We start from the raw sequence: 21195 nt of genomic DNA on the forward strand, positions 1-21195 counted from the left end.
AAGTATGGCACTTACCAAAGCCGAAATGGCAGAACATCTTTTCGAAACACTTGGCATGAACAAACGTGTAGCCAAAGAGATGGTTGAGTCTTTCTTTGAAGAAATTAGAGAAGCACTTGAAAGTGGTGAGCAGGTCAAGTTATCTGGCTTTGGAAACTTTGATTTGCGCGATAAAAACCAAAGACCGGGAAGGAACCCAAAAACTGGTGAAGATATTCCAATTTCTGCTCGTCGTGTAGTGACGTTCCGTCCGGGACAAAAACTAAAAACACGTGTAGAAGAAGCAAATGCTGATAAGAAATAATTTCACTGTTTAATAAAAAAGCCACTCATTGAGTGGCTTTTTTGTTTTTAACAAATTAAGCAAGATTCAAAGTAGCAATTTTACAATATTCAGATGTGGTCTTGCTGATAAATTGTTATTATGACCAATTCCTTAGGCTCTTCGTTTCACTGCGTTAATGTAATCTTTGAGGTTTCTTTTGGCTAGACAAGCAAAACATTTCGATCGTCGCTTTACCCTATCTTTATTGCACCCGAAATACTGGGGTACATGGCTAGCCATTATGGTGTTATTTATGTTTGGGGTCATGCCTGCTTGGTTGCGAGATCCTATCGCGCGACTATTAGCTAAGCTGGTGATGTCTTACGCCAAAAAGCCCATCAGTATTGCGCGTATTAACATTCAAACATGTTTTCCTGAGAAGTCAGCGGCTGAGGTGGATGAGTTAATTAAAGCCAACGTCGATATGTTTGTTTTAACCTTGGTATCTCAAGCTGAGTTATTAATTCGCTCAGATGCGCATCTAAGGCGTCGAGTCAGTATTACAGGTTTTGAACATGTACAAGCCGCGCGCGATGCTGGCCAGCCGATTATTTTTATCATGCCCCATGTTTGGCCGATTGATTATGCCGGGCTGCGTTTAAATATCGAATTGCCTATGGTTACCATGGCCAAAGCTCATAACAACGGCTTATTCAATTGGTTTAGTAATCGACTACGCAGTAGTAAGAATGGCCGCGTTTACATGCGAGAGGCGGGCATACGCGCGCTAATCACTGAATTAAAGCAAGATAATAGCTTCTTTTATCTACCAGACGAAGATTTAGGCCCAGAACAAAGTGTATTTGCTCCATTGCTGGCAACAGAAAAAGCCACCTTACCGGTAGTAGGGCGATTAGCGCAAGCGGGTAAGGCGCAGGTTTTACCGGTAAAAATTGGTTATGACAAAGTAGCTTACCAGTTTAAGTTGACCGTGATGCCGCAAGTTAAGCCTGAAGATATGCAAGGTAAGGAAAACGAAGCCATTGCTTTGAATAAAATGGTTGAGCAAGTTATTCAAGCTTACCCTGAGCAATATATGTGGTTTTTGAAGTTTTTGAAAACGCGTCCAGAAGGGCAAGCAAAAATCTATTAATTTGAATAACTAATAAACCCAAAAAGCACTCGATGAGTGCTTTTTGGGTTTAAGGAAAATTAGTGTGGCGCTAAGATGTCACTTTAATTAACGGTTACTCTGAAAAGTAATACCAACCTTGATTGATAAGCTGGGTTAATACCGTCATGACTTGCTGATCATTGAGCCAGTTTTGAAGCTGCGATTGAGTGAGTAGGTGATTATTGGCGATCTCGGCGATGATGTCTTGTTCAATCCCTGCGGCGCAAACCACTTCACCATTGATATACAACTGCGCTTGGGTATCAGCCTCTAGGCTTAATACCTTTAAGCCGCCAATACGTTGCATGTTAGCGCCATCTTCAATGGCTTCCATAACATCTGTTATTGTAATTGGCGCTTCAAATGGATTGATATCGAGTTCAAAACGATTTTGACTGAGTAACTTACCTAGCATAGTTTGGTATTGGGCAGGATCCGTTGCTAATTGAGCCAGTAAATCCATGATCCCTTGCTGCTGTGTTTGACTGACGAGTCCATGGCTTGCAGCTTCTTCGCTAGAGGTAAATCTTTGTTGGCCAGCACTGTTATCAATAAGCGAGTCAGCCAGTTCAGTTAATAACTCTTGCTGGCTCGGCGCTCTAAAACCAATAGAATAACTCATTGCTATACTTAAGGTTTCGCCGCAATGAGGGTAACCAGGGGGAATATATAACATATCGCCTTTGCTGAGCACCACATCAATAATAGGTTCAAAGTCATCGACTAATGGGCTTGTTACATCGCCACCACGGCATTGATGTTCACCATTGTTGCCCACTTTCCAGCGGCGTTCACCTTCGCCTTGGATCAAGAACACATCATAATTATCAATATGTGGCCCGATGCCACCTTGTGGGGTAGCAAACGACACCATTAAGTCATCAAAACGCCAATCAGGTAAAAATCTGAATGCTTCAACCAGTGGTTGAGACTCCGGATACCAATGGTTTACTGCTTGTACAAGTAGCTGCCATTTGTCATCGCCATGTTCGTCATAGTCCTCAAATGGACCTTGAATCACCTTCCAGCCATCGGTTTCAGTTTTAACGATACGAGAAGCGATATCTTCTTCCATGGCAAGGCCGGCAAGTTCATCAGCTGATATTGGGTCTTCAAATGCGTTAAAGGCATTTTTGATGACTATAGGTTTTTGTTGCCAATATTTACTGATGAACTCAGCAGTATCAAAATTTAATGTATACATAGTATTAAAAAAGGCGGCAATCCTTATGGAGCTGCCGCCTATCCTTATTCAACAATCAATAGTTGTTATTGAGTGGAAGATTATTTTAACTCGTCAACAAATGCTTCAGCACGACCAATGTAGTTGGCTGGCGTCATTGTTTTAAGTTCAGCTTTAACGTTATCAGGTAACTCTAGACCATCGATAAAGACTGCAAGTTGATCGCCGTCGATACGCTTACCACGGGTTAACTCTTTTAATTTCTCGTATGGCTTTTCAATGCCGTAGCGACGCATCACTGTTTGTACTGGCTCTGCTAATACTTCCCAGTTTTTATCTAACTCTGCGCGAAGGTTTGCTTCATTCACTTCAAGCTTGCTGATGCCTTTCATTGTTGCTTGATAAGCAATTAATGAATGCGCCATACCAACACCTAAGTTACGTAGCACTGTTGAGTCAGTTAAGTCACGCTGCCATCTTGATACCGGAAGCTTTGCGGCTAAATGCTGCATTAACGCGTTAGCAATACCTAAGTTACCTTCAGAGTTTTCAAAATCAATTGGGTTAACTTTGTGCGGCATGGTTGATGAACCAATCTCGCCAGCGATAGTGCGTTGCTTGAAGTGACCTAGTGCAATGTAGCCCCAAATGTCACGATCGAAATCGATTAAGATGGTGTTGAAACGGGCAATAGCATCAAATAACTCAGCGATGTAATCATGTGGCTCAATTTGAGTGGTGTATGCGTTCCAGTTAATACCTAAACTTGTCACAAAGCGTTGTGACAGCTCATGCCAGTTAACTTCTGGGTAAGCAGAAAGGTGAGCATTGTAGTTACCTACAGCGCCATTGATTTTACCCATGATTTCTACCGCATTCATTTGGTCTAGTTGGCGTTCTAAACGAACGGCTACGTTAGCCATTTCTTTACCCAGCGTAGAAGGCGAAGCCGGTTGACCATGTGTACGTGACATCAATGGTACTGATTTGTTGTCTCTTGCTAATTGCTTAAGCGCATTAACAATTTCTAGACACTGAGGCGCTAATACTAATTCACGTGCTTCTTTAAGCATTAATGCGTGAGATAAGTTATTAATATCTTCAGAAGTACAAGCAAAATGCACGAACTCGTCAATGGCGACTAATTCGGCATTGTCAGCAATTTGTTCTTTGATGAAGTACTCAACCGCTTTAACGTCATGGTTAGTGGTTCTTTCAATTGTTTTAACGCGCAAAGCGTCTTCTTCACTGAAGTTATCCTTGATGCTATCTAGTAACGCTAATGCGTCTTCACTAAATGGCGGAACTTCTTCAATCTCTGGGCAACTAGAAAGTAGTTTTAACCAGTTAATTTCAACTTGAACGCGGTACTTGGTTAAACCGAATTCGCTGAAAATACCTCGTAGAGAGGTGGTTTTGCTACCGTAACGACCGTCTATCGGAGAGATAGCTGTCAGTGCAGAAAGATCCATTTGAAGCTCCTTGATGAACTTTTATTGTAAGTTGGAATATTTGTAGGGTGAATCGTTAATTATTTTTACGGCTACTGATAGCGGTATCCACAATGGCTTTACGGGCAAAAACTAAGTGACGGCGTTTGCCACCCAGTTGTCGCCATAAAACGGCACTGCGCATAGCTGCTAGCAATAAAGCACGAATTTTTTGTTGTACTTGCGGTTGTTGCAAATAAGCTGGATTGCCAGAAATTTGCAATTTAGGTCCCAGTTCACTGATGGTATCACTGTAAATACTGGCAAGACTGGCGATGATTTGTTCATCAGTAATGGCAAAATGGTGTAGTTGTCGATGCACTTGGTTGATGCGTTCGGCTAACATGCCTAAGCCATTTGCTGAGCGAGCCAGTTTGCGCTCCAGTGCTAACATACCGACAAGGTAGCGGGTGGTTTCCACATCCTTGCTATTACCATCACCCAATTGATTTTCAATCAACTGATAACCTTTATTGAGTGCTTGCTTATCGGTATAGATATCACTAATAGAATCAGGATCTGTGACCATGATGGTGTTCAGACTTGCAGCAAGTGCGCTTTCATCTGAATCACCATGACGAGCAATATGTTGTACTTGAGCAATAGCTTGTAATATTCCGGCAAACGCCATAGTGCGTTCAAATAAGACTTGGCTCACAGACTATCCTCTAATTAAACAATCAATGATTCCGCCGCCAAGGCAGACTTCACCATCATAAAATACTGCAGATTGCCCCGGCGTTACCGCAGCAACGGGTTCATCAAAAATAACCCTTAAGTTGCTGTCATCGTCATAAGTTACAGTGCAGTGCACATCTTGTTGGCGATAACGGGTTTTAACGGTGATTTTTGCTGGCGCGCTTGGGCCTTTACGGTCAACCCAATGTAATTGATTCACCAACATGCCAGTAGACATTAACCTTGGATGCTTACCACCTTGGGCCACAACGAGCACATTGCGGGTTAAATCTTTATCAACCACATACCAAGGATCATCGTTACTGTTTTTCAAGCCACCAATACCCAGACCTTTACGCTGGCCTAGTGTGTGGTACATCAAACCTTGGTGGGTACCAATGACTTCACCTTCATCAGCGGTTTCAATATCACCAGGCTGAGCAGGTAAGTAGGTTGCTAAAAAGTCAGTAAACTTGCGCTCACCGATAAAGCAGATGCCAGTGCTGTCTTTTTTATCATGGGTGATTAAGCCCATTTCTTTGGCGATATCACGAACCTGGTGTTTTTCTAATTCGCCCACAGGGAATAAACTTTTAGCCACTTGCTCATGACTAAGGGTATAGAGGAAATAGCTTTGATCTTTATTGCCATCAACACCACGTAACATTTGAGTTCCGTCAGCACTGTCATAACGGCGAACGTAGTGGCCCATAGCAATATAGTCAGCATCAAGAATTTCGTCAGCGAACTCTAAAAATGCTTTGAATTTGATTTCTTTGTTACAGATGATATCGGGATTTGGGGTACGACCTGCTTTATATTCCGCTAAGAAATACTCGAATACATTGTCCCAATACTCTGCGGCAAAGTTAACTGTATGAAGTTTAATGCCTAATTTATCACAGACGGACTGGGCATCTTTTAAGTCTTCAGAAGCCGCACAATACTCATCGGTATCATCTTCTTCCCAGTTCTTCATGAACAATCCTTCAACTTCGTAGCCTTGCTGCATAAGCAAATAAGCAGAAACAGAAGAATCTACACCGCCGGACATGCCAACGATGACTTTTTTACCATTTGGATTGGGAGTACTTAATGTCATAAAACCTAGAAACCATGAGTGTTTGGGTAGTTAGAGATCATAATGTGGTCGCCGTTAGTGCATTTCAAGTGCGCTGACAAATGAACCTATAAATCTCCAAAATGTGCGGCGCATATTCTATCATGCATTATTGGTTGCGGCTATGATCTGCAGTTCACTATTAATCAGTGATAATGGGCTGTGGGGTTTATGTAAATAGTCTTCGATAGATTTGAGCACTAATGGGCTGCGAAGTTGATTTTGACGGGCTTTTACCTGTTCTAGAGTTAACCAATGGCAGCCACTAATAGTAGGGTCTATTGGGGTGCATTCAGCGCATTTGTTTACTTGTGCGCAAAAAGTAAATCGCATGAAGGACAATGTGTCTGATGCACTAAATTGGTAGATGCAAACCAGTGCCGAAATCGTAATATTTAATCCGGTTTCTTCTTTTACTTCACGTAAACAGGCATCAATGATGGTTTCATTGGCTTCTAAATGCCCAGCAGGTTGGTTAAAGCGCACTTCACCGTCAATAATTTCTTCAACTAGTAAAAATTTATTATCACAATGGATAACACAAGCAACAGTGGTATTGGGTTTATAACGTGGTTTCACCATGACTTATCCTATTGCCTATTGCCTATTGCCTATTGCCTATTGCCCTAGAGTGACAGATTAACTTTCTTGTTTGTGGACTTTATATTCACCACAATTAATGTCATCTAAACTCCATTGACCTATTTTATAGCGAATTAATCTTAAAGTAGGGTGGCCGATATGCGCTGTCATGCGTCTCACTTGTCGGTTTCTGCCTTCACAAATTTGAATTTCTAACCAGGTTGTTGGAATAGACTTTCGCTCGCGCACTGGCGGGGTTCTCTCCCAAATTGCAGGTTCATCGATTACTTTTACTTTTGCGGGCAAGGTCATGCCATCTTTTAGCTCAACCCCTTGGCAGAGTGCTTTTATTGACGCAGCATCTGGCTCACCTTCAACTTGCGCCCAATAGGTTTTAAAGGTTTTCTTTTTTGGCTGGGTCAGCTTCGCCTGCAGCTTACCGTCATTAGTCAGTAGTAATAAGCCTTCACTGTCTCTATCTAAACGTCCTGCAGCATAAACGTCTTTTACTGGAATAAAATCTTTTAAGGTTTGGCGACCAGATTCATCGGTAAATTGACATAAAACATCAAATGGCTTGTTAAACAACACAATGACGGGATCGGATACGGGCTTAGCTAGCGTGCGTTTGAAGCCTTTTTTCATTGGGCGAGTGGATGTTGGAGATGCAAATTTATTACTGAAACGTTTTGGTTTGCCATTGACTGACATATAAAAGCCTTTAATGATGAAATTGATTCATTTTGTATAGTTTACTCGGCATTGGGCCTTAGTGGAATTTGAATCTTGCACATAATGGTCTATGATGTTGGCCTAAAAATGTGATCTGTACCCGTTTTTTAAAACAAGCAGCCACTATTTATTTTTCAAATTTCATATGGATTTGTGCCGCAAAATTTCACCTTAACAATAGATTAAGGGTCTTTTTAGGTAGATACTTATTACAATAATAATTTATAAAAACTATTTATTTCAATAATGTAGGAAAAAGCATGAAAGATAATTCTCCAACGATCATTTATACAGAAACTGATGAAGCCCCCGCATTAGCTACGCTTTCATTACTCCCTATCATCCGCACATTTACCAATGCCGCTGGTGTAAAAGTCGAGACTAGAGATATATCTTTATCTGGCCGTATTATTGCCAACTTTCCTGAAAAGTTAACCGCAGAGCAAAAAATTTCTGATGCACTCACTGAGTTAGGGCTAATGGCGAACACGCCTGAAGCTAATATCATCAAGTTACCTAACATCAGTGCGTCAATTCCACAGTTAAAAGCCTGTATCGCTGAACTTCAAGCGAAAGGTTACGATATTCCTAACTACCCAGATGAGCCATCTACTGACGCAGAGCGTGAATCTCAGTCACGTTATGACAAGATTAAAGGCAGTGCTGTAAACCCGGTATTACGTGAAGGTAACTCCGATCGCCGCGCGCCAACCTCAGTTAAAAATTATGCTAAGAAAAACCCGCATTCAATGGGTAAATGGGCAAGTGATTCAGCATCACACGTTGCCCATATGAATGAAGGTGATTTTTACGGTAGTGAGCAATCAGTCACCCTGACTGATGCTGATACTGTTGATATCGTGCTAACCCAAGCTGATGGCCAAAAAGTAGCGTTGAAAACGGGTCTATCTTTATTAGCCGGTGAAGTGATTGATACCGCAGTAATGAGCAACAAAGCTTTAGTTGCCTTTTACGAGCGCGAAATTGAAGCGGCTAAATCCAAAGATGTACTATTATCATTGCACCTTAAAGCAACAATGATGAAAGTATCAGACCCTATTTTATTTGGTCATGCTGTAAAAGTATTTTTCAAAGACGTTTTTGATAAGCACCAAGTGCTGTTTGATGAATTAGGCGTTGATGTTAACAATGGTTTTGGTGATGTCTATGCAAAAATTGCCACATTACCAGAAGCCCAGCGCACAGAAATCGAGGCTGACATTGCTGCGGTTTACGCCAAACGTCCAGCATTAGCGATGGTTGATTCAGATAAAGGCATCACTAACTTACACGTACCAAGTGATATTATTATTGATGCATCTATGCCTGCAGCGATTCGTTCTTCAGGTAAAATGTGGGGCCCTGATGGCCAACTTAAAGACACCAAAGCAATGATCCCTGATCGTTGTTATGCCGGTGTTTACCAAGAAACAATTGCATTTTGTAAAACCAATGGCGCATTTAACCCAACTACAATGGGCAGTGTACCAAACGTGGGTTTGATGGCTCAAAAAGCCGAAGAGTACGGCAGTCATGATAAAACATTTGAAATTGCACAAGCGGGTGTTGTTAACGTTGTGAACAGTGCTGGCAAGGTGTTGATGACGCATAATGTTGAAGTTGGTGACATTTTCAGAATGTGCCAAGTGAAAGACGCACCGATCCGCGACTGGGTTAAGTTAGCTGTTCGACGCTCTCGTTTAAGTAACACACCAGCGATTTTCTGGTTAGACAGCAAGCGTGCTCATGATGCTCAACTTATTGCTAAGGTTGAAACCTATCTTCAAGATCATGATACTGACGGCTTAGATATACAAATCCTTGCGCCAGTTGAAGCAACTCGAGTGACACTTGATCGTGTTAAACAAGGTTTAGATACCATTTCTGTAACGGGTAACGTATTACGTGATTACCTAACGGATCTCTTCCCAATTCTTGAATTAGGCACCAGTGCTAAAATGCTGTCAATTGTGCCGTTAATGAATGGCGGCGGCTTATTTGAAACAGGCGCGGGTGGTAGTGCACCTAAGCATGTTCAGCAAGTTGAAAAAGAAGGGCACTTACGTTGGGATTCATTAGGTGAGTTTTTGGCATTAGCGGCGTCTTTAGAGCATTTAAGCCAAACGGCAAATAACCCTAAAGCACAGGTGCTAGCGGATACATTAGATATCGCTATCGGCCAATTCCTTGATAGCAATAAATCACCTTCACGTCGTGTTGGTGAGCTTGATAACCGTGGTAGCCACTTTTATTTAGCCATGTATTGGGCTCAGGCTGTATCAGTACAAACTGCTGATGCGGAATTAGCTGCACAGTTTACTGAACTTGCTGAGTCGCTAACATCTAACGAAGCGGCAATTGTGGCGGAATTGAATGCATCACAAGGCCCTGCTGTTGATTTAGGCGGTTACTATCGTTTAGACGCAGCAAAAGCTGAAGCTGCTATGCGTCCAAGTGCATTACTAAATCAATTTATTACACATTAATCGTTTATTTGTGGCTAAATTGAAGCCATAAAATTGATGCCGTAAAAAGCAGAGGGCTCGCTCTCTGCTTTTTTGTGTCTGTTTGCCGGCATAGCTAGTTTGACTGATTTTAATCGCACTCAGTTAATGGGATAAGCTTTCAAGGCTTGAATACTGAAACTAGGCTCAGTGAGATTTAGCCTCTGTCAGCAAATTTGTTAACGCCGGAGGTTGAAGTTGCTTGAGTTAAGATGAATTGAACCTCAGTTTTATTTACGATTAGGTGTTTTTTTGGGCAAACAGTTTAATATTTACTTTTTATTTGCCCAATAAAAAAGGCAGAGATTAAAATCTCTGCCTTTTTGATTTATAGTTTCACCGACTATTTTGTTGGTGAAATGGCTGAAGCATGCATGCCCTTTGGGCCCTGCTCAGTTTCGAAATCGACAGGCTGACCCGCTTTTAGCGTTCTGTAGCCTTCCATTTCAATAGTTGAATAATGTGCAAAAACATCTTCGCCACCCTGATCTGGGCATATAAACCCGAATCCTTTGGCGTTGTTGAACCATTTAACAGTTCCGCTTGCCATACTTCCACTTCCTTCTGTTGCCTACTTACCAGTAAGATAGTAAAACTTATTAAGAGCGGTCTACATGTGCCGCCTGCAAACAGAATGAAATTTGTACGAAAAGATGTCAAGTAAAAATTAACAAAATGACAACATTTAATTAATTTAATAATATCAATTGGTCTTGTACCAAACTAGAGGCTAGTATTAACACATGGGTAGATTAGGCAGCGTAGAGCACACTAAAGAGCGTGTTGAATCGGAGCTACAACCACCTTCAATGTATAAGGTCATGTTAAATAACGATGATTACACACCGATGGATTTTGTTATTGAAGTGCTTCAACGCTTTTTTAACAAGGATGAACAGCAAGCCACAGACATCATGTTGGCTATCCATCACCAAGGTAAAGGAATATGTGGTGTTTTTTCATTTGGGATCGCTGAAACCAAAGTCTTACAAGTAAATCAATTTGCCAGAGAAAACGAACATCCGTTGCTGTGTACATTAGAAGCCGCATAGTGAACTTGCTGTTCACAACCGGTAACTCTGCAGTATTTGAGTATTTTTAGGGGGTGCTATGCTAAACAAAGATCTTGAAGTCACCTTGAATCTCGCTTTTCAACAAGCTCGAGATTCACGTCATGAATATATGACAGTAGAACATTTATTATTAGCATTAATTAATAACCCATCGGCTAAAGAAGCACTATTAGCCTGTGGTGCAGATCTGTCTCGTTTACACGAGGAAGTATCTAACTTCATCCAACAAACAACCCCATTAATCGCTGACACCACAGAAGAACGTGAAACTCAGCCTACCTTAGGCTTTCAACGTGTGCTTCAGCGTGCAGTATTTCATGTGCAGTCATCAGGTCGTAATGAAGTCACAGGTGCCAATGTCTTAGTTGCTATTTTTAGTGAGCAAGAGTCTCAGGCTGTATATTTACTGCGACGCTGCGAAATAACGCGTTTAGATGTGGTTAACTATATCTCCCACGGTTTACCAAAAGACGATAGTGACGAAGAGATAAATAACCCAGAAGCCAGCGAAGAAGGCACTGAAGCCGGTGAAGATAGAAGTTTATTGGCTCAATTTGCTACAGACTTAAATCAATTATCTAAAGATGGGGTCATAGACCCACTCATTGGCCGTGATGATGAAGTTGAACGAGCGATTCAAACCTTATGTCGTCGTCGTAAAAATAACCCATTATTGGTCGGTGAGGCTGGTGTGGGTAAAACAGCCATTGCTGAAGGTTTAGCCTACCGTATCGTTAATGAGCAAGTACCTGATGTTATCAAAGATGCTACTGTGTATTCGTTAGACTTAGGCTCATTACTCGCGGGCACTAAATACCGTGGTGATTTTGAAAAACGCTTTAAAGGGCTATTAAAAGAGCTGGCCAAAAATGAACATGCGATTTTATTTATTGATGAAATTCATACCATCATTGGTGCAGGTGCAGCTTCAGGAGGGGTAATGGATGCCTCAAATCTGTTAAAACCTTTGTTATCCAACGGCTCACTTCGATGTATGGGCTCAACCACATTCCAGGAATACCAAAGTATTTTTGAGAAAGACAGGGCTTTAGCCCGTCGTTTCCAAAAAATTGATATTAATGAACCTTCGGTGGCTGAAACCACCAAGATTTTGTTGGGACTGAAATCAAAATACGAACAACATCACGGCGTTCGTTACACTCAGGCTGCGATCAGTTCAGCGGCCAGCTTGTCAGCGAAGCACATTAATGACCGTCACTTGCCTGACAAAGCCATTGATGTGATTGATGAGGCGGGTGCTAGAATGGTTATGCTGCCAGCCAGCAAACGTAAAAAAACCATCGGACAGCCAGAAATTGAAGCCATTATTGCCAAAATCGCCCGCATACCGGAGAAGTCCGTATCGTCCACTGACAAAGATTTACTTAAGAACCTTGAACGTAACCTTAAGATGTTGGTATTTGGTCAAGACAAAGCCATTGAGGGCCTTAGCTCTGCCATACGTTTATCTCGAAGCGGGTTAGGTGCTGAGAAAAAGCCTGTGGGCAGTTTCTTATTTGCCGGCCCTACTGGGGTGGGTAAAACCGAGGTGACCAATCAGTTAGCATCGTGTTTAAACATGAAGCTTATCCGTTTTGATATGTCTGAGTATACCGAAAGGCATACGGTTTCACGTTTAATAGGTTCACCACCCGGTTATGTTGGCTACGAGCAAGGCGGTTTACTTACCGATGCTGTAATTAAAAATCCGCATTGTGTGGTGCTGTTAGATGAAATCGAAAAAGCGCATCCTGATATTTATAATTTGCTGTTGCAAGTTATGGATCATGGCACCTTAACCGATAATAACGGTCGTAAGGCAGACTTTAGAAATGTGACCTTGGTGATGACCACCAATGCTGGCGTTCAAGAGTCTATCCGTTCTTCAATTGGCTTTAAGCAACAAGACAACAGCCTCAATGCGATGTCAGAAATCAATAAAGTGTTTTCACCAGAGTTTCGAAATCGTTTAGATTCGATTATTTGGTTTAATCATCTTGATATGACCATTATTGCCAAGGTCGTCGATAAGTTCCTTATTGAACTGCAAGCGCAGTTAGATGAGAAGCGTGTCACCCTCGAGGTCACTGATGAAGCGCGCACTTTATTGGCTGAAAAGGGCTACGATAAAAATATGGGGGCTCGCCCGATGAGCCGTGTCGTAACTGAGTTAATCAAACGACCATTGGCTGATGAAATCTTATTTGGCAAGCTTGAAGCTGGTGGGATTGCAAAAGTGGATGTCAAAGATAATGAGCTGGTGATCAGTTGCGAATGTGAAGAGAAAGTCTTGTAAACCTTTTCAATAATTTTGCTCAAATAAAAATGGCTATCTGTTTTCAGATAGCCATTTTTTCTTGACGTTAATCGCCTAATTACTATTACTAAAAATTACTGCTAATTCTTAGTATTTGCCAGGATAGCTAGCAAATAAAAAACCCGACATTAAAGCCGGGTTTTTAATATATGAGGCAGGATTAACGTGCGCGGAAGACGATACGACCTTTACTTAAATCGTAAGGAGTCAACTGAACAGTGACTTTATCACCCGTTAAAATACGGATGTAGTTTTTGCGCATCTTGCCAGAAATGTGTGCTATCACTACATGACCATTTTCAAGTTCTACGCGGAACATTGTATTTGGCAAGGTCTCAAGGATAGTGCCCTGCATTTCAATGTTGTCTTCTTTCGCCATTAATTGGTTACCTTTATGCCTTCAAATATAAAAAAATTCGCCGTATCATGCCGTAAAAAGCGCGTGCTGTAAAGGCTTGAAACACTAAAGCATAGGTTCTTTTTCAATATGTTGCCATCCTTGAGCTGTTAAGATTTGATAAGGACGATATAAACGCTTGTAATTCATTTTACGATTTTCATCAATTTGATAGCCTAAATAAAGAAATTGCTTATGTTTTTGCTGCGCGAGCTGGCATTGCAATAAAATCATATATGACCCTAAAGAACGTTTTGCATAATCGGGGTCAAAATAACTGTAAATTGCTGACATTGAATGCGACATCATATCGGTTACAGCAACGCCAATGAGCTTTTGTTGGTCATAAACTTCAATAAAGGTATCAGGTAGCCACTGGCAAGCCAGAAAGTCGTTAAACTGACTTTCAGAGGGAGGATACATAGGACCATCAAAATGGCGACCAATAATATATTTTTCATATAATTGATAATGTGCCGCCGTACGCTCGTGCGTGACTTTCCAGCTTAAATCTTGATTATTCTTTAAGGTTCTTTTTTGTCTTTTGGATACCTTAAACTGGCCAACATCCACTCGAATGGACTGACAAGCCTGACAGCTAGGGCATCTGGGTTTGTAAATTGAACTACCATTACGTCTAAAACCCATTCCTAACAATTGTTCGAATAAGTTTGCGTCAAGTTCAGACTCTTGAATAACAAGTAATTGCTCTTGTAAACCTGCAATATAATTACAATCAAACGGCTGGGTTAGGCCAACGCTAATGCTTCTAGAACTCAAAATAGACCTCTTGTGGTAACCAAGTATCATCGTTAATAACTTGATTTCGTAATTGCTTTAGTTGAGCTAAAAATGCTTTTCTGGGAACGTCTACGGCGCCTAAATTGGCTAGGTGAGGGTTCATAATTTGTGCATCAATGAGTTTAAACCCCTTGTCGTATAAATGCTGGTTGAGCATAGCAAACGCCGCTTTTGAGGCATTAGATTGACGATGAAACATTGACTCGCCACAAAACACGCTTCCCACTGCAATGCCGTATAAGCCGCCGACAAGCTCGTTATTATCCCAAACTTCAATAGAATGTGCTTTTCCCAGTTTATGCAGCTGTATATAGGCTTGCTGTATGTCAGATGAGATCCAAGTGCCTTGCTGCGTGAGTCGGGGTTGTGAGCAAGCATGGATAACCTCAGTGAAAGCTTTATTAATACTAAAGCGCCATGGACTTTTTTTGAGCAGCTTCAACATACTTTTATTTACTGCATGGCGCTTGGGGATAAAAATGGCTCTAGGGTCCGGTGACCACCATAAGATAGGGTCGTGTTCATTAAACCATGGGAATATGCCTTGATAGTAGGCTTCCACAAGGCGTTGCGGGCTTAAATCACCGCCCACAGCCAGTAAACCATTGGGATCTGACAATGCTTGTTGTGGATCAGGAAACAAAGGCAGTTTATTTAAATAGGACAGTGAGTTCACAATTCAGTATATTAATGAGTAGACCTTATGCATACGTTAGCGGAATTTTGCTTATGTTGAAACTCACAAACTGTTCTCGAGCACTTTTTAGTGCGATTTTGTTTATCTTAACCTCAGCGCCAGCAAGTGCGGCCTACGACCGAAATCAAGCTGTGCCAGTAGAAAAGGTTGTCTACGGCCAAGTTGAATCAATTAAACATGTCACTCAAACCCAGTTGGTGGAAGATAGAAATGTTGGCTGGAAAACATTTGGCGGCGCCTTGGTAGGCGGCGTTATTGGCCATCAATTTGGTGGTGGCTCAGGCCAAGATATTGCAACTGTGCTTGGTGCGTTAGTGGGCGGCGCTGCAGCGAATCAGTATGGAAACACGACCAGAACCTTAGAATACAAACTCATTGAAATGATGATAAACCTTGATGATGGTAGCCAAGTGATGGTGATTCAAGATCAAGATCCTGGCATGACATTTAACGCAGGTGACGAAGTGCGGGTGGTATACCTAGAAGGCTATGTCAGAGTTGATTTAGCCATGTAAGTCTGGATGTGATTTGCCAATAAAAAAGGAGCCTAAGCTCCTTTTTTATTGTGTAAACGCACCTGAAACTAGAAACCGCGAGGTAAGGTACTTTTACCTGCCGCAGCTAATTTTTCACGCCATAATTCTTTTGGCGTTTTACCACCAGAAGTTGACGCTGCTGGTTTACTTGCAACTTTAACAGCAGGCTTTTTAGCAACTGCTTTTTTTGCGACAACTGCTTTAACCGGCTTGTCTGCTACAGGCGCAACAGCGGTTTGACCTTGTGTGGCTTCAAGGTGCATTTTCTCAAGTTCGCTAAAGCGTATCGACTTGCCGCCATCAATTTTGTACCAACTGCCTTTCTGTTCAATTTCAACAGCTTTACCAGTTTGATTTTCAAGAGCAGCGGTTAATTCAGCGATAAGCGCTTCTTTTGTCAAGTTTGACATTTTGAGACCTATTTTTATTTATTGAATAGTTTATTTAATGTGTTCAACATCCCGTGGGCTAATTTTAATGTTTAATGCACTTAAAAGTCCAATTTATGCAAAAATCGCTCAGCTATTAGCCAATCTTAACAAGGGTTTTTCAATAAGTATTGGTCTGCGTTACACTATTACTATCAATAAATTTAGGGTTAGTTTTATGTCATTAACGTCTGTATCTCGCCAACAATTATCTAAATATCTCAATGATTTTCTAAATGTGAGTCAGTTTAAAGATTACGCTCCCAATGGGCTACAGGTGCAGGGCACTGAGCACATCAGCACGATTGTGACTGGTGTTACCGCTTGCCAAGCATTAATCGATCAAGCAGCTGCATTAAATGCAGACGCGATTTTAGTGCATCATGGTTTTTTTTGGAAAAATGAGCCCGAAGTCATTACCGGCATGAAATACAATCGAATAAAGGCGCTAATGGCTCACGATATGAATTTATTCGGCTATCATTTACCTTTAGATGCACATCAAAGCCTTGGCAATAACGCAGAACTTGCCAACAAGTTAGGCATTATCGATGTAAAGGTGTGTACCGATATACCGCAAAATTTACTGTGGCAGGGGAAATTTCCTCAGCCATTAACTATTGCACAAGTTAACGCATTATTAACTGAGAAGCTTAATCGAGCGCCATTACACATTGGTGACGGGACTGAAGCTATTTCATCGATTGCTTGGTGTACAGGCGGTGCGCAGGATTATATTGATCATGCTGCAGGCTTGAACGTTGACGCCTTTATCAGTGGTGAAGTGTCAGAAAGGACCTTTCATTGCGCGATGGAGCAAGGGATCCATTACTTTGCTGCCGGTCATCATGCAACAGAGCAATTTGGCATAAAAGCGTTAGGTGAACATTTAGCCAATGAATTTGGTTTAACCCATCACTATATTGATATTGTGAACCCTGTGTAATGTTTGTCACCTGAGCGCAAAAGTAACTGCAGATAAGGAATAAATGGATGACTGAGTATTTTTTACAAGCGTTTATATATTTATCAGCTGCAGTTATCGCTGTACCATTGGCTCAGCGTTTAGGGCTTGGCTCAGTGCTTGGCTATTTAATTGCCGGACTGGTCATTGGTCCCGTTATCGGCCTTGTTGGCAGTGAAACCAGCACCATTCAGCACTTTGCTGAATTTGGTGTGGTGATGATGTTATTTCTGGTGGGCTTAGAGTTAGAGCCTAAAATGCTGTGGTCCATGCGGCATCGTCTTATTGGCATGGGCGGCTTACAGGTTGGCTTGTCAGTGGGCGGTGTGATGGCCATTGCGATGTTATTTGATATTCAATGGTCAATTGCATTAACCATAGGTTTGATTTTTTCATTGTCTTCAACTGCAATTGTATTGCAGACCTTTGATGAGAAAGGCTTAACAAAAACGCCTGCCGGTCGAAATGCATTCTCAGTGCTTCTGTTTCAAGATATCGCCGTGATCCCCATGCTGGCGTTAATCCCATTGCTAGCGTTACCTGAATTAGTCGCAGTGACACAAGCCGCGGTGTCTGAGGCTGCGGCCCATAATGAATCGCTATCGTTAGTGGCAGAACTCTCCAGTGGTGTGTATGCCATCGTTTTAGTGCTCTCAATCGCTTTTGTTATTTTTGGCGGCCATTATTTAACTCGACCCATTTTTAAATTTGTTGCAGATTCTGGTGTCAGAGAGATTTCAACTGCTGCAGCATTATTGTTAGTTATTGGTATTGCGGCATTAATGAGTTTGGTTGAGGTTTCACCTGCTTTAGGCACATTTTTAGCCGGTGTGGTATTGGCTAATAGTGAGTTTAAGCATGAACTTGAGGCGAATATTGCGCCGTTTAAAGGTTTATTACTGGGGCTATTTTTCATTACCGTGGGTGCAGGGATTGATTTTGACATCTTATGGCAATATCTAGGGCCCATTTTAGCCATTACTTTTGGAGTGATGTTGTTAAAGGCATTGGTGTTATTTATGTTGTCTTTTATATTCCGAATTACGGGAAGTGATAGGTGGCTGTTTACCCTAAGTCTTGCTCAAGCGGGTGAATTCGGTTTTGTGTTATTAAGCTTTAGCCAACAAAATGATGTATTACCCATTCATATCGCCCAGCCATTATCTATTGTGGTTGCCTTGTCGATGTTTTTGACCCCTGGCTTATTCATCTTCTATGAAAAAATTATTGTGCCCAAATATGAAATGAACTCAAACGAGAGGGAACAAGATACGGTTGATGAGCAAGGTGTGGTGATCATTGCTGGTATTGGCCGCTTTGGTCAAATAGTTAATCGATTATTATTATCTAACGGAGTGAAAACGGTAGTACTAGACCGTCAGGCATCCCAAGTGGATACATTGAGAAAAATTAAAACCAAAGCCTTTTATGGTGATGCCACTAGGGCTGATTTATTAGAAACCGCAGGTGTTGCCAACGCTGCCGCCTTTGTCGTCGCCATTGATGATCAGCAAAGCAGTATTGAGTTGGTTAAGTACCTTAAACATAAATACCCACAGCTTAAAGTCATCAGTCGTGCTTTTGACCGTGGTCATGGGCACTTATTGCGAGAAGCTGGCGCAGATTTTGTCGAGTCAGAAACCTTCCACTCCGCCCTGAAAGTTGGCGCAGCGTCGATGCGAGCAATGGGGTTTTCTGATGAATTAGTCAGTCAGCAAAAGCTAACATATCAAAGAGTTGAAAAAGAAGCGGCAGATGCCTTATATAAAGAATGGTTGAAGCGACCTGAAGGTGAACGCTATGGCAATGATTTTATCAGTCTGTTTATGCTGTACGAAGAGCGAATGAAGCAAGCCATTGAAGCAGATACCGAGGCTTATAATAGCCGTAACTTTGCCAAAGAAGCGCCTTGTGACAGCCCTGATGATTGCCAAAATCCAAGTCAAGATTCAAGTCAAAACTCAAGTCAAAATCCAGTCTAAAACACAGGCTAAAATCATAGTGCTTGCACCATAAAAAAGGCCATCTTTCGATGGCCTTACTATTTAAGCTTTGTGGCTAATTACATCACTCGCATGCCAGGTTTCGCGCCTGCATGAGGCTCTAAAATCCAGATGTCTTTTCCGCCAGGGCCTGCTGCCAGTACCATACCTTCAGAGTCACCAAATTTCATTTTGCGTGGCGCAAGATTGGCGACCATAACAGTATGCTTGCCAATTAAATCTTCAGGTGCGTAAGCAGATTTAATGCCAGCAAATACTTGTTTAGTTTCGCCGCCTAAATCTAATTCTAAACGAAGTAGTTTGTTGGCTTTTTCAATATGCTCAGCTTTTGAAATAAGCGCGATACGCAAATCAACTTTGGCAAAATCATCAAAAGTAATTTCTGGGCTTAGGGGCTCTTTCTCAAGCTCAGTTTGAGCCGCTTCTGGGGCAGCATCAGCCACTTTAGTTGCGGTTACTTGTAAGTTTTCAGTTGATGCCTCAATGATAGCTTCAATGCTTTTCATCTCAATGCGCTGCATTAATGCTTTAAACTTAGCAATTTCATGGCCTGCTAGATCTACAGCTAAATTATCCCATGTTAATGGCGTCTGTAAGAAAGCTTCAACATTGTCAGCCAGCTTAGGTAGTACCGGTTTAAGGTAAGTAACTAAGATGCGGAACAGGTTAAGTGCGTTACTACACACTTGATGGGCTTCGTCTTGCTTGTCTTCTTGTTTGATTAACTGCCAAGGCGCGGCATCAGCAACATAGGCATTTGCCATGTCTGCTAAGGCCATAATTTCGCGCATAGCTTTACCAAACTCACGGGTCTCATATAAATCAGCAATGACATCTTGTTTAGCTAAAAAGGCCTCAGTCAAAGTCATATCGTTGATTTTAGCCAACTTACCGTCAAAACGTTTACTGATAAAACCAGCGGTACGTGAGGCTAAGTTCACTAATTTACCAACTAGATCAGAGTTCACTCGCTGTGCGAAGTCTTCCAGATTTAAATCTAAGTCATCAACACGGCTGTTTAATTTCGCCGCGTAGTAATAGCGAAGATACTCAGGATCTAAATTATCTAAATAAGTACGCGCTTTAATAAACGTGCCTTTTGACTTAGACATTTTGGCGCCATTTACCGTGACATAACCATGTGCATAAACAGCGGTAGGTTTACGAATACCTGCGCCATCTAGTACTGCAGGCCAGAATAAGCCGTGGAAGTTGACAATATCTTTACCAATGAAGTGATAAAGCTCTGTTGTAGAATCTTTTTTCCAAAATTCATCGAAATCAAGGTCGCCACGTTTATCACATAAGTTTTTAAACGAGCCCATGTAACCGATAGGTGCGTCTAACCATACGTAGAAAAACTTACCTGGTTGCTCAGGTATCTCAAAACCAAAATAAGGCGCATCACGGGAAATATCCCATTGCTGCAGGCCTTGTTCGAACCATTCTCTTAGCTTGTTGGCAATTTCAGGTTGTAGTGAACCTGATGCCAGCCATTCACCTAACATGGTTTCAAATGCAGGTAAGTCGAAGAAGAAGTGTTCACTGTCCTTCATTACTGGCGTAGCACCTGACACGACCGAGTAAGGATTGATTAAATCTGTGGTGCTATAAGTCGCACCACAGTTATCGCAGTTATCACCATATTGATCTTCGCTCTTACATTTCGGGCAAGTGCCTTTGACAAAGCGGTCTGGTAAAAACATTTCTTTTTCAGGATCGAATAATTGAGAAATGGTTTTGGTTTTAATGTAGCCACCATCACGCAACTTCAGATAAATATCGCTGGCAAGCTCACGGTTTTCTTCACAGTGCGTGCTATGGAAGTTATCAAAGTTGATATTGAAATCAGCGAAATCTTGTTCATGTTCTTTTTGAACTTGAGCAATCATTTCTTCTGGTGTAATACCCAGTTGTTGGGCTTTCAGCATGATTGGGGTGCCATGGGCATCATCTGCACAAATATAGTGACATTCATGTCCACGAAGTTTTTGGTAACGAGACCAAATATCAGTTTGAATATACTCAAGCATATGACCTAAATGGATAGGACCATTTGCATATGGGAGGGCACTTGTCACCAGAATTTTACGTTGTGAATTTGTCATTTTGTCTCAACAATCGATTACACCAAATATATGTTGATGATACTAACCGATCAAAGTGATTATTTCATCAAACAACAACAAAATGGGCTAAATTTGCGCTCATTTTTCTTGAATTCTGGTACACTTGAACAAATTTATCGCTG

At 41.6% G+C, this 21195-nt stretch carries 20 protein-coding genes; 8 read left to right on the top strand and 12 right to left on the bottom strand.

Annotated elements, in window-relative coordinates:
• The first annotated feature begins 4 nt into the window (after nt 1-4).
• Complete coding sequence (gene ihfA / locus BM739_RS00525; RefSeq protein WP_076536233.1) at nt 5-304, top strand: integration host factor subunit alpha; 300 nt, start codon at nt 5-7, stop codon at nt 302-304.
• Between the two features lie 178 nt (nt 305-482).
• Nucleotides 483-1418, top strand: a complete 936-nt coding sequence (lpxM, locus tag BM739_RS00530; protein WP_076536235.1) for a lauroyl-Kdo(2)-lipid IV(A) myristoyltransferase — start codon at nt 483-485, stop codon at nt 1416-1418.
• A 94-nt stretch (nt 1419-1512) separates the two neighbouring features.
• On the opposite strand, the gene BM739_RS00535 is transcribed toward lpxM, so the two are convergent.
• The 6 genes from BM739_RS00535 to BM739_RS00560 form a co-directional block, all read right to left on the bottom strand.
• Nucleotides 1513-2643, bottom strand: a complete 1131-nt coding sequence (locus BM739_RS00535; RefSeq protein ID WP_076536237.1) for a cupin domain-containing protein — start codon at nt 2641-2643, stop codon at nt 1513-1515.
• An 80-nt stretch (nt 2644-2723) separates the two neighbouring features.
• A complete protein-coding gene (gene purB / locus BM739_RS00540) occupies nt 2724-4094 on the bottom strand; it encodes an adenylosuccinate lyase (RefSeq protein ID WP_076536239.1) in 1371 nt (456 codons plus the stop codon).
• A gap of 55 nt (nt 4095-4149) precedes the next feature.
• Nucleotides 4150-4770 carry a high frequency lysogenization protein HflD gene (hflD, locus tag BM739_RS00545; protein WP_076536241.1) on the bottom strand — a complete coding sequence of 207 codons (621 nt, stop codon included), beginning with the start codon at nt 4768-4770 and terminating at the stop codon, nt 4150-4152.
• Nucleotides 4771-4773: 3 nt separating this feature from the next.
• Nucleotides 4774-5892 (bottom strand): tRNA 2-thiouridine(34) synthase MnmA, encoded by a 1119-nt coding sequence (gene mnmA, locus BM739_RS00550; protein ID WP_076536243.1) that lies wholly within the window; start codon nt 5890-5892, stop codon nt 4774-4776.
• A 120-nt stretch (nt 5893-6012) separates the two neighbouring features.
• A complete protein-coding gene (locus tag BM739_RS00555) occupies nt 6013-6489 on the bottom strand; it encodes an NUDIX hydrolase (RefSeq protein ID WP_139326794.1) in 477 nt (158 codons plus the stop codon).
• Between the two features lie 60 nt (nt 6490-6549).
• The gene (locus tag BM739_RS00560; protein WP_083698024.1) at nt 6550-7203 is read right to left on the bottom strand and encodes an rRNA large subunit pseudouridine synthase E; all 654 of its coding nucleotides are present in this window, start codon (nt 7201-7203) and stop codon (nt 6550-6552) included.
• Between the two features lie 281 nt (nt 7204-7484).
• On the opposite strand from BM739_RS00560, the gene BM739_RS00565 reads away from it, so the two are divergent.
• Complete coding sequence (locus BM739_RS00565; protein WP_076536247.1) at nt 7485-9710, top strand: NADP-dependent isocitrate dehydrogenase; 2226 nt, start codon at nt 7485-7487, stop codon at nt 9708-9710.
• A 361-nt stretch (nt 9711-10071) separates the two neighbouring features.
• On the opposite strand, the gene cspD is transcribed toward BM739_RS00565, so the two are convergent.
• Nucleotides 10072-10278: a cold shock domain-containing protein CspD gene (cspD, locus tag BM739_RS00570; protein WP_055024439.1), complete on the bottom strand. Its 207-nt coding sequence runs from the start codon at nt 10276-10278 to the stop codon at nt 10072-10074.
• A 193-nt stretch (nt 10279-10471) separates the two neighbouring features.
• Here cspD and clpS point away from each other — a divergent pair, with 193 nt between their 5' ends.
• Nucleotides 10472-10780, top strand: coding sequence for an ATP-dependent Clp protease adapter ClpS (gene clpS, locus BM739_RS00575; protein ID WP_076536249.1), 309 nt, complete (start codon nt 10472-10474; stop codon nt 10778-10780).
• Nucleotides 10781-10838: 58 nt separating this feature from the next.
• Complete coding sequence (clpA, locus tag BM739_RS00580) at nt 10839-13097, top strand: ATP-dependent Clp protease ATP-binding subunit ClpA (protein WP_076536251.1); 2259 nt, start codon at nt 10839-10841, stop codon at nt 13095-13097.
• A 181-nt stretch (nt 13098-13278) separates the two neighbouring features.
• Here the strand turns inward: clpA and infA are convergent, their stop codons facing one another.
• From infA to aat, 3 genes are all read right to left on the bottom strand, one after another.
• The gene (gene infA / locus BM739_RS00585; protein ID WP_011496276.1) at nt 13279-13497 is read right to left on the bottom strand and encodes a translation initiation factor IF-1; all 219 of its coding nucleotides are present in this window, start codon (nt 13495-13497) and stop codon (nt 13279-13281) included.
• 84 nt (nt 13498-13581) lie between these two features.
• Nucleotides 13582-14325, bottom strand: coding sequence for an arginyltransferase (locus BM739_RS00590; RefSeq protein WP_076536253.1), 744 nt, complete (start codon nt 14323-14325; stop codon nt 13582-13584).
• The gene (gene aat / locus BM739_RS00595) at nt 14285-14992 is read right to left on the bottom strand and encodes a leucyl/phenylalanyl-tRNA--protein transferase (RefSeq protein ID WP_076536255.1); all 708 of its coding nucleotides are present in this window, start codon (nt 14990-14992) and stop codon (nt 14285-14287) included. Before aat ends, BM739_RS00590 begins: the two co-directional genes overlap by 41 nt.
• Before the next feature lie 53 nt (nt 14993-15045).
• On the opposite strand from aat, the gene BM739_RS00600 reads away from it, so the two are divergent.
• The gene (locus BM739_RS00600; protein WP_076536257.1) at nt 15046-15528 is read left to right on the top strand and encodes a glycine zipper 2TM domain-containing protein; all 483 of its coding nucleotides are present in this window, start codon (nt 15046-15048) and stop codon (nt 15526-15528) included.
• Between the two features lie 68 nt (nt 15529-15596).
• On the opposite strand, the gene BM739_RS00605 is transcribed toward BM739_RS00600, so the two are convergent.
• The gene (locus BM739_RS00605; protein ID WP_076536259.1) at nt 15597-15959 is read right to left on the bottom strand and encodes a hypothetical protein; all 363 of its coding nucleotides are present in this window, start codon (nt 15957-15959) and stop codon (nt 15597-15599) included.
• Between the two features lie 196 nt (nt 15960-16155).
• Here BM739_RS00605 and BM739_RS00610 point away from each other — a divergent pair, with 196 nt between their 5' ends.
• Both BM739_RS00610 and BM739_RS00615 read left to right on the top strand, forming a co-directional pair.
• A complete protein-coding gene (locus BM739_RS00610) occupies nt 16156-16923 on the top strand; it encodes a Nif3-like dinuclear metal center hexameric protein (protein WP_076536748.1) in 768 nt (255 codons plus the stop codon).
• Nucleotides 16924-16970: 47 nt separating this feature from the next.
• On the top strand, nt 16971-18923 hold the full coding sequence (locus BM739_RS00615) for a monovalent cation:proton antiporter-2 (CPA2) family protein (RefSeq protein WP_083698025.1): 1953 nt from the start codon (nt 16971-16973) through the stop codon (nt 18921-18923).
• Nucleotides 18924-19003: 80 nt separating this feature from the next.
• Here BM739_RS00615 and metG read toward each other — a convergent pair whose 3' ends face one another.
• Nucleotides 19004-21052 (bottom strand): methionine--tRNA ligase, encoded by a 2049-nt coding sequence (gene metG, locus BM739_RS00620; protein ID WP_076536261.1) that lies wholly within the window; start codon nt 21050-21052, stop codon nt 19004-19006.
• Between the last annotated feature and the right edge of the window lie 143 nt (nt 21053-21195).

Source organism: Shewanella sp. UCD-KL21 (assembly GCF_001957135.1).
In the GTDB taxonomy this organism is placed as follows: domain Bacteria; phylum Pseudomonadota; class Gammaproteobacteria; order Enterobacterales; family Shewanellaceae; genus Shewanella.